Annotated in this window: 26 protein-coding genes; all 26 read right to left on the bottom strand. The window is 66.4% G+C overall.

The genetic code is table 11. The features are described from left to right. Window positions 1-77 precede the first annotated feature (77 nt). Window positions 78-533, bottom strand: coding sequence for a 50S ribosomal protein L15 (rplO, locus tag ABZV34_RS13890; RefSeq protein WP_356274780.1), 456 nt, complete (start codon window positions 531-533; stop codon window positions 78-80). Between the two features lie 2 nt (window positions 534-535). Then, on the bottom strand, window positions 536-718 hold the full coding sequence (rpmD, locus tag ABZV34_RS13885; protein WP_356274777.1) for a 50S ribosomal protein L30: 183 nt from the start codon (window positions 716-718) through the stop codon (window positions 536-538). Between the two features lie 2 nt (window positions 719-720). Then, on the bottom strand, window positions 721-1323 hold the full coding sequence (rpsE, locus tag ABZV34_RS13880) for a 30S ribosomal protein S5 (RefSeq protein WP_055513610.1): 603 nt from the start codon (window positions 1321-1323) through the stop codon (window positions 721-723). Between the two features lie 41 nt (window positions 1324-1364). Then, a complete protein-coding gene (gene rplR, locus ABZV34_RS13875) occupies window positions 1365-1748 on the bottom strand; it encodes a 50S ribosomal protein L18 (RefSeq protein WP_067367094.1) in 384 nt (127 codons plus the stop codon). A 3-nt stretch (window positions 1749-1751) separates the two neighbouring features. After that, window positions 1752-2291 (bottom strand): 50S ribosomal protein L6, encoded by a 540-nt coding sequence (gene rplF / locus ABZV34_RS13870; protein WP_356274774.1) that lies wholly within the window; start codon window positions 2289-2291, stop codon window positions 1752-1754. 24 nt (window positions 2292-2315) lie between these two features. Then, complete coding sequence (gene rpsH / locus ABZV34_RS13865) at window positions 2316-2714, bottom strand: 30S ribosomal protein S8 (RefSeq protein WP_055614920.1); 399 nt, start codon at window positions 2712-2714, stop codon at window positions 2316-2318. A 210-nt stretch (window positions 2715-2924) separates the two neighbouring features. After that, window positions 2925-3110, bottom strand: coding sequence for a type Z 30S ribosomal protein S14 (locus ABZV34_RS13860; RefSeq protein ID WP_003948630.1), 186 nt, complete (start codon window positions 3108-3110; stop codon window positions 2925-2927). Between the two features lie 5 nt (window positions 3111-3115). Then, window positions 3116-3673, bottom strand: coding sequence for a 50S ribosomal protein L5 (gene rplE, locus ABZV34_RS13855; protein ID WP_148010026.1), 558 nt, complete (start codon window positions 3671-3673; stop codon window positions 3116-3118). Further along, on the bottom strand, window positions 3673-3996 hold the full coding sequence (gene rplX, locus ABZV34_RS13850; RefSeq protein WP_168529657.1) for a 50S ribosomal protein L24: 324 nt from the start codon (window positions 3994-3996) through the stop codon (window positions 3673-3675). Before rplX ends, rplE begins: the two co-directional genes overlap by 1 nt. Window positions 3997-3998: 2 nt before the next feature. Beyond that, window positions 3999-4367, bottom strand: a complete 369-nt coding sequence (rplN, locus tag ABZV34_RS13845) for a 50S ribosomal protein L14 (RefSeq protein WP_003992364.1) — start codon at window positions 4365-4367, stop codon at window positions 3999-4001. 103 nt (window positions 4368-4470) lie between these two features. Next, window positions 4471-4755 (bottom strand): 30S ribosomal protein S17, encoded by a 285-nt coding sequence (rpsQ, locus tag ABZV34_RS13840; RefSeq protein WP_148010025.1) that lies wholly within the window; start codon window positions 4753-4755, stop codon window positions 4471-4473. After that, on the bottom strand, window positions 4755-4979 hold the full coding sequence (gene rpmC, locus ABZV34_RS13835) for a 50S ribosomal protein L29 (RefSeq protein WP_003998824.1): 225 nt from the start codon (window positions 4977-4979) through the stop codon (window positions 4755-4757). Before rpmC ends, rpsQ begins: the two co-directional genes overlap by 1 nt. Further along, entirely contained in the window at window positions 4979-5398 is a 420-nt protein-coding gene (gene rplP / locus ABZV34_RS13830) for a 50S ribosomal protein L16 (protein WP_099500627.1), read from the bottom strand. The genes rpmC and rplP overlap by 1 nt, the downstream gene beginning before the upstream one ends. Window positions 5399-5403: 5 nt before the next feature. Continuing rightward, complete coding sequence (gene rpsC / locus ABZV34_RS13825) at window positions 5404-6237, bottom strand: 30S ribosomal protein S3 (protein WP_356274769.1); 834 nt, start codon at window positions 6235-6237, stop codon at window positions 5404-5406. Next, complete coding sequence (rplV, locus tag ABZV34_RS13820; RefSeq protein WP_006604878.1) at window positions 6237-6584, bottom strand: 50S ribosomal protein L22; 348 nt, start codon at window positions 6582-6584, stop codon at window positions 6237-6239. The genes rpsC and rplV overlap by 1 nt, the downstream gene beginning before the upstream one ends. 42 nt (window positions 6585-6626) lie before the next feature. Continuing rightward, window positions 6627-6908 carry a 30S ribosomal protein S19 gene (gene rpsS / locus ABZV34_RS13815; protein ID WP_168529651.1) on the bottom strand — a complete coding sequence of 94 codons (282 nt, stop codon included), beginning with the start codon at window positions 6906-6908 and terminating at the stop codon, window positions 6627-6629. A gap of 12 nt (window positions 6909-6920) precedes the next feature. Then, window positions 6921-7757, bottom strand: a complete 837-nt coding sequence (gene rplB, locus ABZV34_RS13810) for a 50S ribosomal protein L2 (protein ID WP_150472364.1) — start codon at window positions 7755-7757, stop codon at window positions 6921-6923. Window positions 7758-7795: 38 nt separating this feature from the next. Then, window positions 7796-8212: a 50S ribosomal protein L23 gene (rplW, locus tag ABZV34_RS13805; protein WP_099921128.1), complete on the bottom strand. Its 417-nt coding sequence runs from the start codon at window positions 8210-8212 to the stop codon at window positions 7796-7798. After that, window positions 8212-8868 (bottom strand): 50S ribosomal protein L4, encoded by a 657-nt coding sequence (gene rplD, locus ABZV34_RS13800; RefSeq protein ID WP_356274765.1) that lies wholly within the window; start codon window positions 8866-8868, stop codon window positions 8212-8214. Before rplD ends, rplW begins: the two co-directional genes overlap by 1 nt. Before the next feature lie 5 nt (window positions 8869-8873). After that, complete coding sequence (rplC, locus tag ABZV34_RS13795; protein ID WP_153289118.1) at window positions 8874-9518, bottom strand: 50S ribosomal protein L3; 645 nt, start codon at window positions 9516-9518, stop codon at window positions 8874-8876. Between the two features lie 17 nt (window positions 9519-9535). Next, window positions 9536-9844 (bottom strand): 30S ribosomal protein S10, encoded by a 309-nt coding sequence (gene rpsJ, locus ABZV34_RS13790; RefSeq protein ID WP_003948644.1) that lies wholly within the window; start codon window positions 9842-9844, stop codon window positions 9536-9538. A gap of 778 nt (window positions 9845-10622) precedes the next feature. Next, window positions 10623-11087, bottom strand: coding sequence for a hypothetical protein (locus ABZV34_RS13785; RefSeq protein WP_356274762.1), 465 nt, complete (start codon window positions 11085-11087; stop codon window positions 10623-10625). 2 nt (window positions 11088-11089) lie between these two features. After that, window positions 11090-11587: a hypothetical protein gene (locus tag ABZV34_RS13780; protein ID WP_356274759.1), complete on the bottom strand. Its 498-nt coding sequence runs from the start codon at window positions 11585-11587 to the stop codon at window positions 11090-11092. A 28-nt stretch (window positions 11588-11615) separates the two neighbouring features. Next, a complete protein-coding gene (locus ABZV34_RS13775; RefSeq protein WP_356274756.1) occupies window positions 11616-12932 on the bottom strand; it encodes a hypothetical protein in 1317 nt (438 codons plus the stop codon). 71 nt (window positions 12933-13003) lie between these two features. Next, window positions 13004-13447, bottom strand: coding sequence for a hypothetical protein (locus tag ABZV34_RS13770; RefSeq protein WP_356274753.1), 444 nt, complete (start codon window positions 13445-13447; stop codon window positions 13004-13006). Window positions 13448-13564: 117 nt separating this feature from the next. Then, on the bottom strand, window positions 13565-14746 hold the full coding sequence (mycP, locus tag ABZV34_RS13765; protein WP_356274751.1) for a type VII secretion-associated serine protease mycosin: 1182 nt from the start codon (window positions 14744-14746) through the stop codon (window positions 13565-13567). Between the last annotated feature and the right edge of the window lie 1274 nt (window positions 14747-16020).

Genomic DNA, 16020 nt, shown 5'->3' with positions numbered 1-16020 from the left:
ACGACCAACCGGGGATGCCCCATTTGTTGGGGCATCCCCGGTCGGGATCGCTCAAGTCATCGAGGCGCCTGAAGTGATCAGACGAGCTCGGTGACGGTACCGCCCGCGGCGGTGATCTTCTCCTTGGCGGAGCCGGAGACGGCGTCGACCGTCACCTGCAGCGCCACGGAGACCTCGCCCTGGCCGAGGACCTTGACGAGGCTGTTCTTGCGAACGGCACCCTTGGCGACGAGACCCTCGACGGTGACCTCGCCACCCTCCGGGTACAGCGCGGCCAGCTTCTCGAGGTTCACGACCTGGAACTCGGTCTTGAACGGGTTCTTGAAGCCCTTCAGCTTCGGGAGACGCATGTGGAGGGGCATCTGCCCGCCCTCGAAGCGCTCCGGAACCTGGTAACGGGCCTTCGTGCCCTTGGTACCACGACCGGCCGTCTTACCCTTCGACGCCTCACCACGACCCACACGGGTCTTGGCAGTCTTGGCGCCCGGGGCGGGACGGAGGTTGTGGATCTTGAGCGGCTTGTTCTCCGCCATGATCAGTCGACCTCCTCAACCGACACGAGGTGGCGGACGGCGTGCACCATTCCGCGGAACTCGGGGCGGTCCTCCTTGACGACCACGTCGTTCAGGCGCTTGAGCCCGAGCGAACGCAGTGTGTCGCGGTGGTTCTGCTTGCTACCGATGTACGACTTCGTCTGCGTGATCCTGAGCTGAGCCATGATTACGCACCCGCTCCCGCACGCGCACGCAGCAGAGCCGCCGGGGCGACGTCCTCGAGGGGCAGACCACGGCGAGCCGCGATCTCCTCGGGACGCTGCAGACCCTTGAGGGCAGCCACCGTCGCGTGCACGATGTTGATCGCGTTGGACGAGCCGAGCGACTTCGACAGGATGTCGTGAACGCCGGCGCACTCGAGCACAGCACGCACCGGGCCACCGGCGATAACGCCGGTACCGGGGGAAGCAGGCTTGAGCAGGACGACGCCCGCGGCCTTCTCGCCCGTGATCGGGTGCGGGATGGTGCCCTGGATACGGGGGACCTTGAAGAAGTGCTTCTTGGCCTCCTCAACACCCTTGGCGATGGCGGCCGGCACCTCCTTGGCCTTGCCGTAACCGACACCGACGGTGCCGTCACCATCGCCCACCACGACCAGCGCGGTGAAGCTGAAGCGACGACCACCCTTCACGACCTTGGCGACGCGGTTGATCGCGACAACGCGCTCAACGTACGCGGTCTTCTCGGCAGCAGCGCCGCCGTCACGGCCCTTCCGGTCCCGCCGCTCGCCGCCACCGGCACCGCTTCCGCGGCGCTGGGGTCCAGCCATTGGAATTACCTCTCTCTGTTTCCGCTAGCTACGGAACCGACTCAGAACTTGAGTCCGGCTTCGCGGGCGGCGTCCGCCAGAGCGGCAATGCGCCCGGCGTACTGGTTACCACCACGGTCGAATACGACAGCCTCGACACCGGCGGCCTTGGCGCGCTCGGCGACCAGGGCGCCGACCGACTTGGCCTGCGCGGACTTGTCGCCCTCGCCACCACGGACCGTGGTGTCCAGGGTCGACGCCGACGCGAGGGTGTGACCCTTAACGTCGTCGATGACCTGGGCCACGATGTGGCGGTTGGAGCGCGTCACGACCAGGCGAGGACGTTCAGCCGTACCCGAGATGTGCTTACGGATCCGGATGTGACGACGCTTGATGGCAGCACGCTTGTAAGCGTCGCCCTTAGCAATCTTGACACCGTATGCCATGGCTTACTTACCCGCCTTTCCGACCTTGCGCCGGACGACTTCGCCCTCGTACTTGACGCCCTTGGCCTTGTACGGGTCGGGCTTGCGCAGCTTGCGGATGTTGGCCGCAACCTCGCCGACCTTCTGCTTGTCGATTCCCTCGACCGAGAAGTGCGTCGGGTTCTCGACCTTGAACGAGATGCCCTCGGGCGCCTCGACCGTGATCGAGTGGCTGTAGCCGAGCGAGAACTCCAGGTTGGAGCCCTTCGCCAGGACGCGGTAACCGACACCGCTGATTTCGAGCTTCTTCACGTAACCCGTGGTCACGCCGGTGATCATGTTCGCCACCAGCGTGCGGGACAGGCCGTGCAGGGCCTTGTTCTGACGCTCATCGTTCGGGCGGGTGACGTTCAGAACGCCGTCCTCACCCTTCATGATCTCGATCGGCGCCACGACGGTGTGGGAGAGGGAGCCCTTGGGGCCCTTCACCTGGACCGTACGGCCATCGATGGTGACGTCCACGCCGGCGGGAACCGTGATGGGGAGCTTGCCAATACGCGACATAGCTGTTTCCTCCGTTCCCTTCCGCTACCAGACGTAGGCGAGAACTTCTCCGCCTACGCCCTTCTTGCCGGCCTGCTTGTCGGTGAGGAGACCGTGCGACGTGGAGATGATCGCCACGCCGAGGCCACCGAGCACCTTGGGCAGGGAGGTGGACTTCGCGTACACACGCAGACCCGGCTTCGAAATCCGCTTGATGCCCGCGATGGAGCGCTCACGGTTCGGGCCGAACTTCAGCTCGAGGACGAGCTTCTTGCCGACTTCGGCGTCCTCGACCTTCCAGCCGGTGATGAAGCCCTCCTGCTGGAGGATCTCCGCGATGTGCGACTTGATCTTGCTGTGCGGCATCGCGACATCGTCGTGGTACGCCGAGTTCGCGTTACGCAGACGGGTAAGCATGTCTGCGATCGGATCAGTCATGGTCATGAATTGGCCTTCGGCCTCTCTCGCCGGGGTTTCCTGTATGCGCCATCCCTCTCCCCACTCAGTGGCGGGACGGGTGCGGTGCGGGGACCTACGGCGTAGTAAGTCGTACGGGCGTCAGGCGCCCAACCCCCCTAGCCTAAGCCATGGAGAGATGGGCACCCGACAGCGCCCTTTACTTACCGAGAGCCTCTGGAATCCCGAAGTACGGGACTACCAGGAGCTCTTGGTCACGCCCGGCAGCTCGCCACGGTGAGCCATCTCACGAAGGCAGACGCGGCACAGGCCGAACTTGCGGTACACGGAGTGCGGACGACCGCACCGCTGGCAGCGCGTGTAGCCACGCACACCGAACTTGGGCTTACGAGCAGCCTTGGCAATCAGAGCCTTCTTCGCCATCTCGCTTACGCCTCCTTGAAGGGGAAGCCGAGGTGACGGAGAAGGGCACGGCCCTCAGCGTCGTTGGTCGCCGTGGTCACCACGGTGATGTCCATACCCCGGACGCGGTCGATCTTGTCCTGGTCGATCTCGTGGAACATGACCTGCTCCGTGAGACCGAAGGTGTAGTTGCCACGGCCGTCGAACTGCTTGGGGGACAGACCGCGGAAGTCGCGGATGCGCGGCAGCGCGAGCGACAGGGTGCGGTCCAGGAACTCCCACATGCGGTCGCCACGGAGCGTGACGTGGGCACCGATCGGCTGGCCTTCACGCAGCTTGAACTGCGCGATGGACTTGCGGGCCTTGGTGATGGCCGGCTTCTGACCGGTGATCGTGGTCAGGTCACGGACGGCACCGTCCATGAGCTTCGAGTCACGGGCGGCGTCGCCGACACCCATGTTGACCACGATCTTGACGAGGCCCGGCGTCTGCATGACGTTCTCGTAGGAGAACTCTTCCTGCAGCTTCGCCGCGATCTCCTCGCGGTACTTCGTCTTGAGACGCGGAGTCGTGGTGGTAGCCATCAGATGTCCTCACCCGTCCGCTTGGCAACGCGGATCTTGTTGCCCTCGTCGTCGAAGCGGTAACCGACACGCGTGACGACCTTGTTGCCGTCCTTCTCCACGACGAGCTGAACGTTGCTCACGTGGATCGGGGCCTCGGTCGTCACGATGCCGCCGGCCTGCGAACCGCTGGCGGTCGGGCCGGCCTTGGTGTGCTTCTTGACCCGGTTGACACCCTCGACCAGGACGCGCTCGTCGCGCGGGTAAGAGGCAATGACCTTGCCCTGCTTGCCCTTGTCCTTGCCAGTGATGACCTGAACCGTGTCACCCTTCTTGATCTTCATGCTTACAGCACCTCCGGCGCGAGCGAGATGATCTTCATGAACTTCTTCTCGCGCAGCTCACGGCCGACAGGGCCGAAGATACGGGTGCCGCGAGGGTCGCCGTCGTTCTTCAGAATGACGGCGGCGTTCTCGTCGAAGCGGATGTACGAGCCGTCCGGACGGCGGCGCTCCTTGACGGTGCGAACGATGACGGCCTTGATGACGTCACCCTTCTTCACGTTGCCACCGGGGATCGCGTCCTTGACGGTGGCGACGATGACGTCACCGATGCCCGCGTAGCGGCGACCGGAGCCACCGAGCACACGGATGCAAAGGATCTCCTTCGCACCAGTGTTGTCGGCGACACGCAGTCGCGACTCCTGCTGGATCACGTCTATCTCCTGATTTGTCTGCCGGTTCCCGGGGCGGGGCCGACCTTACGGCGGCCCCGCCCCGAGCCTGGCGGAACGAACCTGAGGGAAACCCCTCAGGTAATTACTTGGCCTTCTCGAGGATCTCGACGATGCGCCAGCGCTTCGTCGCGGACAGCGGACGCGTCTCCATGAGGAGGACGCGGTCGCCGATACCCGCGGCGTTCTGCTCGTCGTGGGCCTTGAGCTTGCTCGTACGGCGGATGACCTTGCCGTACAGCGCGTGCTTGACGCGGTCCTCGACAGCGACGACGACGGTCTTGTCCATCTTGTCGCTGACGACCAGACCCTCACGGGTCTTGCGGAAACCGCGCTGCTCGTTGGTCTCAGTCACGTTGCTCTCGCTCATCAGGCGCTCTCCACCGTTTCGATGCCCAGCTCGCGCTCACGCATCAGGGTGTAGATCCGCGCGATGTCCTTGCGGACGGCTTTGAGCCGACCGTGGTTCTCGAGCTGACCGGTCGCCGCCTGGAAGCGGAGGTTGAACAGCTCTTCCTTGGCTTCGCGAAGCTTCGCAAGAAGCTCCTCGTCACCCAGTTCGCGCAGCTCGGACGCCTTGGTACCGGCCGACATCACGCTTCACCTGCCTCGCGCTTGACGATCCGGCACTTCATCGGCAGCTTGTGGGCTGCGCGAGTCAGGGCCTCACGGGCGATCTTCTCGTTGGGGTAGGACAGTTCGAACATGACCCGGCCCGGGTGCACGTTCGCGACCCACCACTCGGGAGAACCCTTACCGGAACCCATGCGGGTCTCGGCAGGCTTCTTGGTCAGCGGGCGGTCCGGGTAGATGTTGATCCAGACCTTGCCGCCACGCTTGATGTGGCGGGTCATCGCGATACGAGCGGCCTCGATCTGGCGGTTCGTCACGTACGCCGGCGTGAGGGCCTGAATGCCGTACTCGCCGAACGAAACCTGCGTGCCGCCCTTGGCCTGACCACGGCGCTTCGGGTGGTGCTGCTTGCGGTGCTTGACCCTACGGGGGATCAGCATGTCGGTCAGGCCTCCGTTCCGGTGCTCTCAGCCGGAGCGGCAGCCGGAGCCTCGGCCTTGGGGGCCTCGGCAGCGGGAGCCTGCTGCGGCTTGCGGCCGCGGCCGCCACGCTCGCCACCACGACCACCACGGCCGGCCGGGCGGTCGTTGCCGCCGCCACGGGCCGGGCGGTTGCCGGCGCGGGCAGCGGCGTTCTCGGCGCGGACCTCGGCGATGTTCTTGACGTCGCCCTTGTAGATCCAGACCTTCACACCGATACGGCCGAAGGTCGTCTTGGCCTCGAAGAAGCCGTAGTCCACGTTCGCGCGGAGCGTGTGCAGGGGCACGCGGCCCTCGCGGTAGAACTCCGAGCGGGACATCTCGGCGCCGCCGAGGCGGCCACCGCACTGGATCTTGATGCCCTTGGCGCCGGCCTTCATCGTGCCCTGCATGCTCTTACGCATGGCGCGACGGAAGGAGACGCGGGAGGACAGCTGCTCGGCGACGGCCTGAGCAACCAGCTGAGCGTCGGTCTCGGGGTTCTTGACCTCGAGGATGTTCAGCTGGACCTGCTTGCCCGTGAGCTTCTCGAGGTCACCGCGGATGCGGTCGGCCTCGGCGCCACGGCGGCCGATGACGATGCCGGGACGCGCGGTGTGGATGTCCACCCGCACGCGGTCACGGGTGCGCTCGATCTCAACCTTCGAGATACCGGCGCGCTCCATGCCGGACGACATCATCCGACGGATGGCGACGTCTTCCTTGACGTAGTCCTTGTACAGCTTGTCGGCGTACCAGCGGGACTTGAAGTCCGTGGTGATGCCGAGCCGGAACCCATGCGGGTTAACCTTCTGGCCCATTACCGGGTTCCTTCCTTGCTGCTGACGACCACGGTGATGTGGCTGGTCCGCTTGCGGATCCGGTAGGCGCGGCCCTGGGCACGCGGACGGAACCGCTTCAGGGTCGGACCCTCGTCGACGTACGCCTCGGAGATGACGAGACTGCCGGCGTCGGTGTGGTCGTAGTTGTGTGCGGCGTTGGCAATGGCGCTGTCAAGCACCTTGCCGACCGGCACGCTCGCGGCCTGCGGGGCGAAACGCAGGACCGCCTGAGCCTCCGTGGCATCCATGCCACGGATAAGGTCCACCACGCGGCGGGCCTTCATGGGCGTGACGCGGATGTACCGCGCCTGGGCCCTGGCTTCCATGGTTGTCCTTCCAGTGTCTGTCATGGTCGATTCCACCCCGCGTTAGCGGCGCTTCGACTTCCGGTCGTCCTTGACGTGACCCCGGAAGGTGCGCGTCGGCGAGAACTCGCCGAGCTTGTGGCCGACCATCGACTCGGTGACAAACACCGGGATGTGGATCTTGCCGTTGTGCACCGCGATCGTGTGACCGAGCATGGCCGGGATGATCATCGAGCGACGGGACCAGGTCTTGATGACGTTCTTGGTACCTGCTTCGTTCTGTACGTCCACCTTCTTGATCAGGTGGTCGTCGACGAAGGGCCCCTTCTTGAGACTGCGCGGCATCTAAACCCGCTCCTAGCGCTTCTTGTTCGTCTTGCGGCGGCGGACGATGTACTTGTTCGAAGCCTTCTTCGGCGAACGAGTACGACCCTCCTTCTGACCCCACGGGGAGACCGGGTGGCGACCACCGGAGGTCTTGCCCTCACCACCACCGTGCGGGTGGTCAACCGGGTTCATCGCCACACCGCGGACGGACGGGCGAACGCCCAGCCAGCGCTTACGGCCGGCCTTACCCCAGTTGATGTTGCTCTGCTCGGCGTTGCCGACCTCGCCGACCGTGGCGCGGCAGCGCTGGTCGACCAGGCGGATCTCACCGGAGGGCATGCGGAGGTGGGCCATGGTGCCCTCCTTCGCGAGCAGCTGCACCGAGGCACCGGCGGAGCGGGCGAACTTGGCGCCGCCACCGGGACGGATCTCGATCGCGTGGATCGTGGTACCGACCGGGATGTTGCGGAGCGCCAGGTTGTTGCCCGGCTTGATGTCGGCCCCGGGACCGTTCTCGACGCGGTCACCCTGCTGCAGGTTGCGCGGGGCGAGGATGTAGCGCTTCTCGCCGTCCACGTAGTGCAGCAGCGCGATGCGCGCGGTGCGGTTGGGGTCGTACTCGATGTGCGCGACCTTCGCCGGCACGCCGTCCTTGTCGTGACGACGGAAGTCGATCACTCGGTAGGCGCGCTTGTGTCCGCCACCCTGGTGGCGAACGGTCACACGACCGGAATTGTTACGGCCGCCCTTGCTGTGCAGGGGGCGAACCAGCGACTTCTCCGGCGTGGACCGCGTGACCTCGACGAAGTCGGCGACGCTGGAGCCACGACGGCCCGGGGTCGTCGGCTTGTACTTGCGGATTCCCATTTCTCAGTCCTCGTCCGATATCGGACCAGGGCGCTCCGTTAGGAGGCCTGGCCGAAGATGTCGATACGGTCGCCCTCAGCGAGGGTCACGATGGCGCGCTTGGTGTCAGCACGCTTGCCGAAACCGCTCTTGGTGCGCTTGCGCTTACCCTGGCGGTTGATCGTGTTGACCCCGGTGACCTTGACCGAGAAGACCGCCTGGACGGCCTGCTTGATCTGGGTCTTGTTGGCGCCCGGCGCGACGACGAAGGTGTACTTGCCCTCGTCGAGCAGCGCGTAGCTCTTCTCGGAGACGACCGGCTTGAGAAGGACGTCACGGGGGTCCGTGAAGCTCTTGCTCAGCGGCGTCTCGACGGTGTTCTTGCCCTCGGCCTCGTGGCGCTTCGCCTTGGCGACGCGCGCGGCCTTGGCGGCCTTGGCCGCCTTGGAGGCAATGCTCGGGTGACGCGTAGCCATCAGGCTTCGCTCCCTTCGGTGTCAGCGGCCTGGGGGCCAGACACGAAGGACTCGAAAGCGGCCTGGGTGAAGACCACGTCGTCCGAGACGAGAACGTCGTACGTGTTCAGCTGGCCCGGCTCCAGGATGTGGACCTGGGGCAGGTTGCGCGCGGAAAGCAGCGCGGCCTCGTCGGAGCGCTCGATGACCAGGAGCACGTTCTTGCGCTCGCTGACCTTGCCGAGGAAGCTCTTCGCGGCCTTGGTGGAGGGGGTCTCGCCCTCGATCACGCCGGTGATGACGTGGATGCGAGCGTTGCGGGCCCGGTCGGTGAGGGCGTGGCGCAGGGCCGCGGCCTTCATCTTCTTCGGGGTCCGCTGCGAGTAGTCACGCGGGGTGGGGCCGTGGACGACGCCACCGCCGGCGAACTGCGGCGCACGGGTCGAACCCTGGCGCGCGCGGCCGGTGCCCTTCTGGCGGTAAGGCTTCCTACCGCCACCGCGGACCTCGCCACGACGCTTGACCTTGTGCGTGCCCTGACGGGCGGCGGCCAGCTGCGCGACGACGACCTGGTGAAGCAGCGGGATGCTGATCTTCTCGACGTCGAAGATCTCGGCCGGGAGCTCAACAGTCCCGGCGGTGTCGCCGGAGGGCGACTGAATGTCAATGGTGCTCATAGTCCTCAGGCCCCCTTGGCCGCGGTACGGACCAGGACGAGGCCGCCGTTCGGACCAGGGATGGCTCCCTTGATGAGGAGCAGGCCCTTCTCCGCGTCAACGGCGTGAACGGTCAGGTTCTGGGTGGTGACCCGCTCGTTGCCCATGCGGCCCGCCATGCGGACGCCCTTGAACACACGACCCGGGGTGGCACAGCCACCGATGGAGCCGGGAGAGCGGTGCTTACGCTGGACACCGTGACCGGCGCCGAGGCCCTTGAAGTTGTGACGCTTCATGACACCGGCGAAGCCCTTGCCCTTGCTCTTGCCGGTGACGTCGACCTTCACGCCCGCCTCGAAGACCTCGGCGGAGATCTCCTGGCCGAGGGTGTACTCGGAGGCGTCCGCGGTGCGGATCTCGACGAGGTGACGACGGGGGGTGACGTCGGCCTTGGCGAAGTGACCCTTGAGGGGCTTGTTCACCTTGCGCGGGTCGATCTCGCCGAAGGCGATCTGGACCGACTCGTAGCCGTCGGAGTCATTCGTACGCACCTGGGTCACGACATTCGGCCCGGCCTTGACGACGGTGACGGGAACAACGCGGTTGTTCTCGTCCCACACCTGCGTCATGCCGAGCTTCTCGCCCAGGATGCCCTTGATCTGCTTACCCATTCTCAGATCACCGGCCCTTAGAGCTTGATCTCGATGTCGACACCGGCCGGGAGGTCGAGTCGCATCAGAGAGTCAACGGTCTTGGGCGTGGGGTCGAGGATGTCGATGAGGCGCTTGTGCGTGCGCATCTCGAAGTGCTCGCGCGAGTCCTTGTACTTGTGCGGCGACTTGATGACGCAGTACACGTTCTTCTCAGTGGGCAGCGGCACCGGGCCCGCGACCGACGCACCAGTGCGCGTCACCGTCTCGACGATCTTCTTCGCCGAGGAGTCGATGACCTCGTGGTCGTAGGCCTTGAGCCGGATGCGGATCTTCTGTCCCGCCATGGCTACTCAGTAGTCCTTTGTCTCGTGAAACGCTCTGGAACCCGCGGGTTCGCGTTCTCGTCTCCGACCCACGCGGTCGGGTGTGTCGCGCTCCTGCCGCACAGATATCCACAAGGGATTTCCCTGCTCAGGGACGCGGCTCAGCCCAAAAGACAACCGCGGAACCGGGGGCTGAACACCCACCGGGCGCCTGGTCTGCACCCCGCTGACACTTCCCGGAAGATTCCCGTACGTCCGCTCCAGCGCTGCCTCACGGCAGATGGGGCGACGAGTACTGTGGGACTCGCTTCCGGTCCCCCCGACGGGAGGCGCACAGCATCGGCACTCGACCGAGCAACCCCGCTAGTCTGCCATACGCGGCGGGGGGCTGGCCAATCGAGCCGAGGATCGTACCCCTTGGGTGACGTGGGTCAAACCCTGGGTGCGCGGTCGCGCCTGCGGGCCTTCTCCGCACGGGGCACATGCGCCCGACCCGGATCCCACCGCGCTCTCCGACCCCAAGCTTCTACCCGCGCCATGGGAACCAGTGCATGTGAGAGCGGGGGACGGGCGACATGACCCGAGAACGGCATCATGCGTGACCGCCCCCAGCAGGTAGGAGGGAGCGAGAGCAGATGTCGGCCGGAGCCTCGGAGCCGATGCCGATCTCCACGCTCCGGGGACGATCTTGATGCAGAACTTCTTGTCGTCTCTGTCTCTGCCTCTGTCGCTGTCTGCCGTCAGAAGGAGCCGGTGACCGCGGACTCCTTCGCCCAGCCCCGTGTCCCCCACCGGCGGATCAGAGCTTGAAGACTCCCCGCAAGGTCCACCCTGCGCCGAGGACCGTGTTCCGCAGGGGGTCCGTCATCTCCCGCGTGTCGAAGCGGAACGTCTCGACCTTGCGCCGACGGCCGTCAGGACCCTGCTCGGTCTTCCACTGTCGGAACACCGCGGGTGCGTGCCCACGTCCGTACTGCGCATTGGCCTGGTCGGACGAACGGTTCTCCCACCGCTCGTCGAGGAAACGCACCTCATGCTTCTCAGGGATCAGGCGCATACGGGTCTTGAGGGTCACGCCCACCCGCGGAATCCGGCACTCCGCCACCAGGTCGGCCTTCTCGGCAGGGAGAGCGTTCCGTACGCGGTACGGCACGTCCGGCCCGTTGAGCGCGAAAAGCGCGGCCCGGATCTCCGTACTCGGCAGCGGTGAGACACCGCTGTCCGGGTATGTGGTGCCGGTCAGTCTGTCCCAAAGACGCCCCATTGCTAGGCCCCCGCCCTGGTGTCTGGACGAACCGTGCGAACGAAGTCCTGAAAGTCTCCCAGGACAGCGTCGTGCTGGGCCGCGGTGGCGGTCAGAGCCAGCCGGATCACCGCGCGCTTGTGCGGATCCTCGGCGTCCGACAGGGACAAGTACACCTGCGACTGGACGAGGTCACAGCGCGCGCCGTCGACAAAGGTGGAGAACGTCAGCCGCTGGGTGAGGGCGGGCGCGTCGGCGGAGCCGACCTCGCGTCGGCGGCCCGCCACCACCGACTCGGCGGCCTCGCGCAGACGCTCCACCGACTCGTCCGCGAGGTCGGCCAGCGTCGCCTCGTCCGGCGGCACCTCGCCGTCGATGGTGATGTTCGCCGCGAACCCGGCATCCGGCTGCGGACGCACCGCAGCGAAGGCCACGCCCGCGGCGTCGAACCCTTCCGGACGGGCCGGGAGCCAGCCCTCTGGCAATCGGAATTCGATGGGCACCGGCAATGTCGTGGGCATTTCGGGCCCTCCTTCCAAGGGAAATGGATCAGAACCAGTTGGTGACGCTGTCCTTGACGGAGCCGATGCCGTCGCCGACCGAGTCGACCGCGTCGCCCATCGCATCGGCCGCGTCGCCGGCGGTCTCGCTCAGCTTGTCCGGATCGACAGTGATCTCGTATCCCACTGCGCCGCCGAGGAGAGGGGACGCTCCGGCCTTACCGCCGAGGTGGAACTTGCCGTCATCGTCTCTCTTGTAACCCCACCAGGCCTCCGCACCGGGACCGGCCCACCCCTCGGCCGTCGCGCCGAAACCGATGCCGGCGACCTCCCCACCTCCGGCGACGCCGCCCTTCGCCCCGGCGAACGCCTTCGCGCCGACGGTGAACTCGTCCTTGGTCGCTTTGGCGTTGACCCCCGCCTCGGCACCGGCGAATCCGTCGGCCCGCCCGTAGACACCGGCGTAGGGCCCATACTCGGCCCGTTCTTCGGTCAACGCCCGTAGCCCCGCGGAGGCCTCGGCCTTGCCGACGACGCCCTTGTTGTTGAATCCGTAGTTCGCGGTGGCCCTGGCTCCCCCGTAGCCGTCGGCTATCCCGGCAAGCTTCCAGTCTCCCCTGGTCAGCGTCCCTTCCCCGGTCGCATGGAAGAGGTCGGTGTATGCCTTGACCGATCCCTCCTTGCCGTACTTGGGGTCGGTGGTGACGGAGAAGCCGGCGCCGGGCCCGGTCAGCTTGAGCTTGCCTTCGGGGTCCCACCCGTCCGTCTTCGTGCCGACGGGCTTCTGGCCCGTGTAGTGGTCAATGTGGCCTTGGGCCTGGCCGTTGAAGCCAGTGAACGTACCGTCATTGAGGTCGCCGTCGACCACCACGGTCTGCAAGGCGGTCTCGACGTCCTTGTCTGCGTCGCCCATATCCTTCACGCGCTGGTCGATGAGCTGCTGCCAGGAGCTGACGGACTTGCGGATGCTGTCCTGGTAGTCGGGGTCGTGGCCCCAGGCGGTTCGCTCGGCCTGGCTCAGCTTCTCGGTGTCGAAGGACACCAGTCCCTGGTCGGACACCTTCATGCCCGCTTCGACGGCATCCCTGCCAGACGATTCGAGCTTGACGCGCAGGCCCGTGAACTGCTTATGGGCGTCACGGAAAAGAGAGGCGATGGCCTTCGCCTCGACCTGGGCCTTCTGGAACTCCTTCAGCGTGATGTCGAAGCGCTTGCTGGCGGCGTCCGCGCTCAGGCCCGTCCAGGTCTGCCCCACGGATATGCCGTGCACGTCCCGCTTGTACGCCACTTCCTGCTTGTGGAACTCCTTCGCCACGGCGTCCCAGCGTTCGGCGGCCGTGGTGAGTGAAGAAAGGTCGGTCGTCATGATCTCGTGATACGTCGGCATGGGTCCCCGTTGAGTGCGCTGGCGTAAGAACCGTTGGAGAGCGAAGGGGATCAGAAGCCGTCGAGCGACGACGACTTGCGCACGCCGGTCCCGACTCCGACGTCCGTCCCCGTCAACACGGTGTTAGTGCTTCGCAGCGCAGCCTTCTCCGACGACAGCCGGTTCATGAGGTGCCGGACCTGCTCGTCCCAGGCCTTGTGCGCCTTCCCGACCGCACCGGATGTGAGCCAACCGCTCCCGTCCTTCGGCCCGAACGCCTTGATGGCGGCGCCCATCTCCCCGTCCGCTCGTTCCCCGGCCTTCTTGGTTTCGGGCTCGATGTGATCCTCGATCGCCTTCGCAGCGGCCCGCTTCTCAGCGGGCGACGACGCGAGATCCGGCTTGCCGCCGGAGAGCCCGCCGCCCGGGTCGCCGGGGAGCTGGTTCAGCCGCATACCGATCGGAGGCGTGGCTCCGGCAGCGACTGTCGGGTGCTCGCCTGTCGACTGCGACATGAACATCCACCCCTGTGTGGTCAGTTGGCGTGCGCCTGCCAGGCTAACAGCGCCTGATATTCCAACGATGTCAGCCCTTGGGTGAGGACATTCCGCCGAAGGGGTCGCCACCCGCCGCTAGGCGGCCGAACGCCGATACTTACGGGCGATGACGGTCGCGAGACCTCCGAGGAGCACCACGGCCCCCATGCCGAGGGCGATCCAGAGGGAGCCGCCTCCGGCGCCCTTTGAAGCAGATTCGCCTGCTGCGCTGTGAGCCTTCGCCACGGACTCCTGCTCCTTGGAGGCAACAGCACCCGGAGAGGGCGCCGCGGTGGCCGCAATTGGGAAGTCTGGGAGTGGATAAGCATCGGCCGGCCCCGGATCGCCGGGGTCCTGCAGGGCGATGCGAGGACGGACGATGCCGTAGCCGATGGAGTCGTTGCGCTTGGCGCCGTCCGTGGGGCCGCCGGCGGTGTCGAGCATGACGCGCAGGACCTGGTTGTTGGTCCATGTCGGGTGCTTGGACCAGATGAGGGCGGCGCTGGCGGAGGCAAGGGCGGTGGCGTCGCTGGTGCCGTGGGAGCGGCACAAACCCGAGCCGTTCGGGCATACGGAGTACATCTCTTCGCCAGGCGCGGCCATGTCGACCTGCGGGCCGTACTCGGACTCGGTGGTCTTGCGGAGGTCTTTGCCGACCGCGCCCACGCCGACCACGCCCGGAGTCGCGGCAGGGTATTCCACTGGGTTTCCCTTGTCTTCGCTGCCGCTGTTTCCGACGCCGGCGAAGATCAGCGAACCCTTGTCCAGCGCGTACTTCACAGCGTCGGTGAGTTGCTCCGACCCTTCGGACACCGCCATCGAGATGTTGATCACCTGTGCGCCCTGGCGAACGGCGAAACGAATCCCACGGCTCACGGTCTCACTGAACTCCTTGGTGTATCGGGCGCCGTCCAATCCCCTATCAGGTGTCCGTACCGGGAGGATCTTGACTCCTGGTGCGAGGCCGAAGGTGCCAGCGCCTCCGTTGGCCTTGCCTGTGCCGGCGATCAGAAGGGCCATCCCGGTCCCATGCCCCTCGTAATCCGTGTGCTCGTCGCCGGGTGAGTCTGGTGCCTCGTCCATGCCAGGGAGTACCTGGCCCTTCAGGTCGTGCAAGTCGGCGTTCACGCCCGAGTCGATGACGGCCACGGTGATGCCCCTGCCCGTGCTGGTCTGCCACATCTGCTCGGCCTTCATGGCCGTGAGGTGCCACTCCCGCTCCCGGATGGACTCCGCGTAGGCGGGCGTGGTCGCAATGCCCACCAACAGCAGGCCCACGACTCCGGAGACGGCGTTCCCAAGGCGGGCGTTCCTTATCGTGCTGGCAGGCATCTACTTCCTCGGGGTCTCATGTGCAGGGTCGGTCGACTTACGTCGGCCAGGTCTCCAAGCGGCCTACTGCTGCCCGGTCTCCTGCTCCTCGGTTCGGGTGCCGTCCCTCTTTTCCCGCTCGTTATTCCGTCTCCGCGATTTCGATGTCCGGGAGCCGTTCGGCGGCGCGCCCGTACGCCCGACAGCGCTCGACGTGGGCGTAGTGCCATCGGGGTCCTGGTTTCGCACCAAACCCGAGCCACCGCGGGTGAACAGCCCAGTTCCCGAGCCTTTCTGTGGCTTCGGGCGGCCACCCAGTACGCCGCTCTCCGGACCGGTTCCCATGCCCCGCAATTCAGGCGTCGCGCGCTGACCATTGCGAGCTCCACCGGCACCGGCAGGCCGCTTTGGACCGCTAGCACCGCGATCAGGCGTGCTGGGTGTTTCACCCCCCACGACGGTGCCGCGCGTCAGCCCACGGGAAGGCCGAGCAGCAGCCGGTCCCGGGGTCGGTGACGTGGGACGGCCCCCGACAATGCCGTCGCTGCCCGGCGTCCGTCTGGGAGTTGCGACTGCCATCCCGCGTCCAAGGGGGACCGCAGGCCGTCCTCCGACTACCGGACGTGCCGCGCCTGTCGGGCCCCCCGGCTCGGCGACATCTCCGATACCCCGTACGCCTCGGGAGACCGGTCCCGCCGGTCCGGGCCTGGGCTGAACCGTAGGACGACCGCCGGCCGTCGTGCGCTCCGGACCCACCAAGCGTCCGGGCGAACCCGGCGCGCCACTCGGCATCGGCGGAATCGTCCCCGTGGGAGGCGAACCACCGACCTCAGCCCTTCCACCACTCGGCGGGCCGACCGGACTCACAGGAGGTGCCAAGGGTGTTTGCGGCAGTACCTGCGTCCCGTCGATCTTCACGCCCACATGGTCCGAGGCTTCGGGGCGCGATCGTCCAACTGTTCCCGGCGAGCCGGATTCATCGCTCATCCCTCCTCGACGCCCAGTGGCCTCGGCCGCAGTCCTAGACACCCCGGATGAGAACGGGGCGGGAACCGTGTGTCTGCTTGATGACGTGCTGACGGCCCCGCCTCCGGTCGACACGACTTCGTTTGACCAAACACTTCGCGGATCAGGCTGAATCGCCTTCGGCGGTGGAGGGAATCTGGGTCTTTCCAGTCCGTCCAGTTGCGTCGCCGACAGGCGGTACGCCTGTCCCAGCTTCGTCATCTGGGCGGCGGCCT

It is taken from the genome of Streptomyces sp. NPDC005195 (genome assembly GCF_040608315.1).
Classification (GTDB): domain Bacteria; phylum Actinomycetota; class Actinomycetes; order Streptomycetales; family Streptomycetaceae; genus Streptomyces; species Streptomyces kaempferi.
Note: the sequence above shows the minus strand (reverse complement) of the source record. Positions and strands in the feature narration are given on the sequence as shown.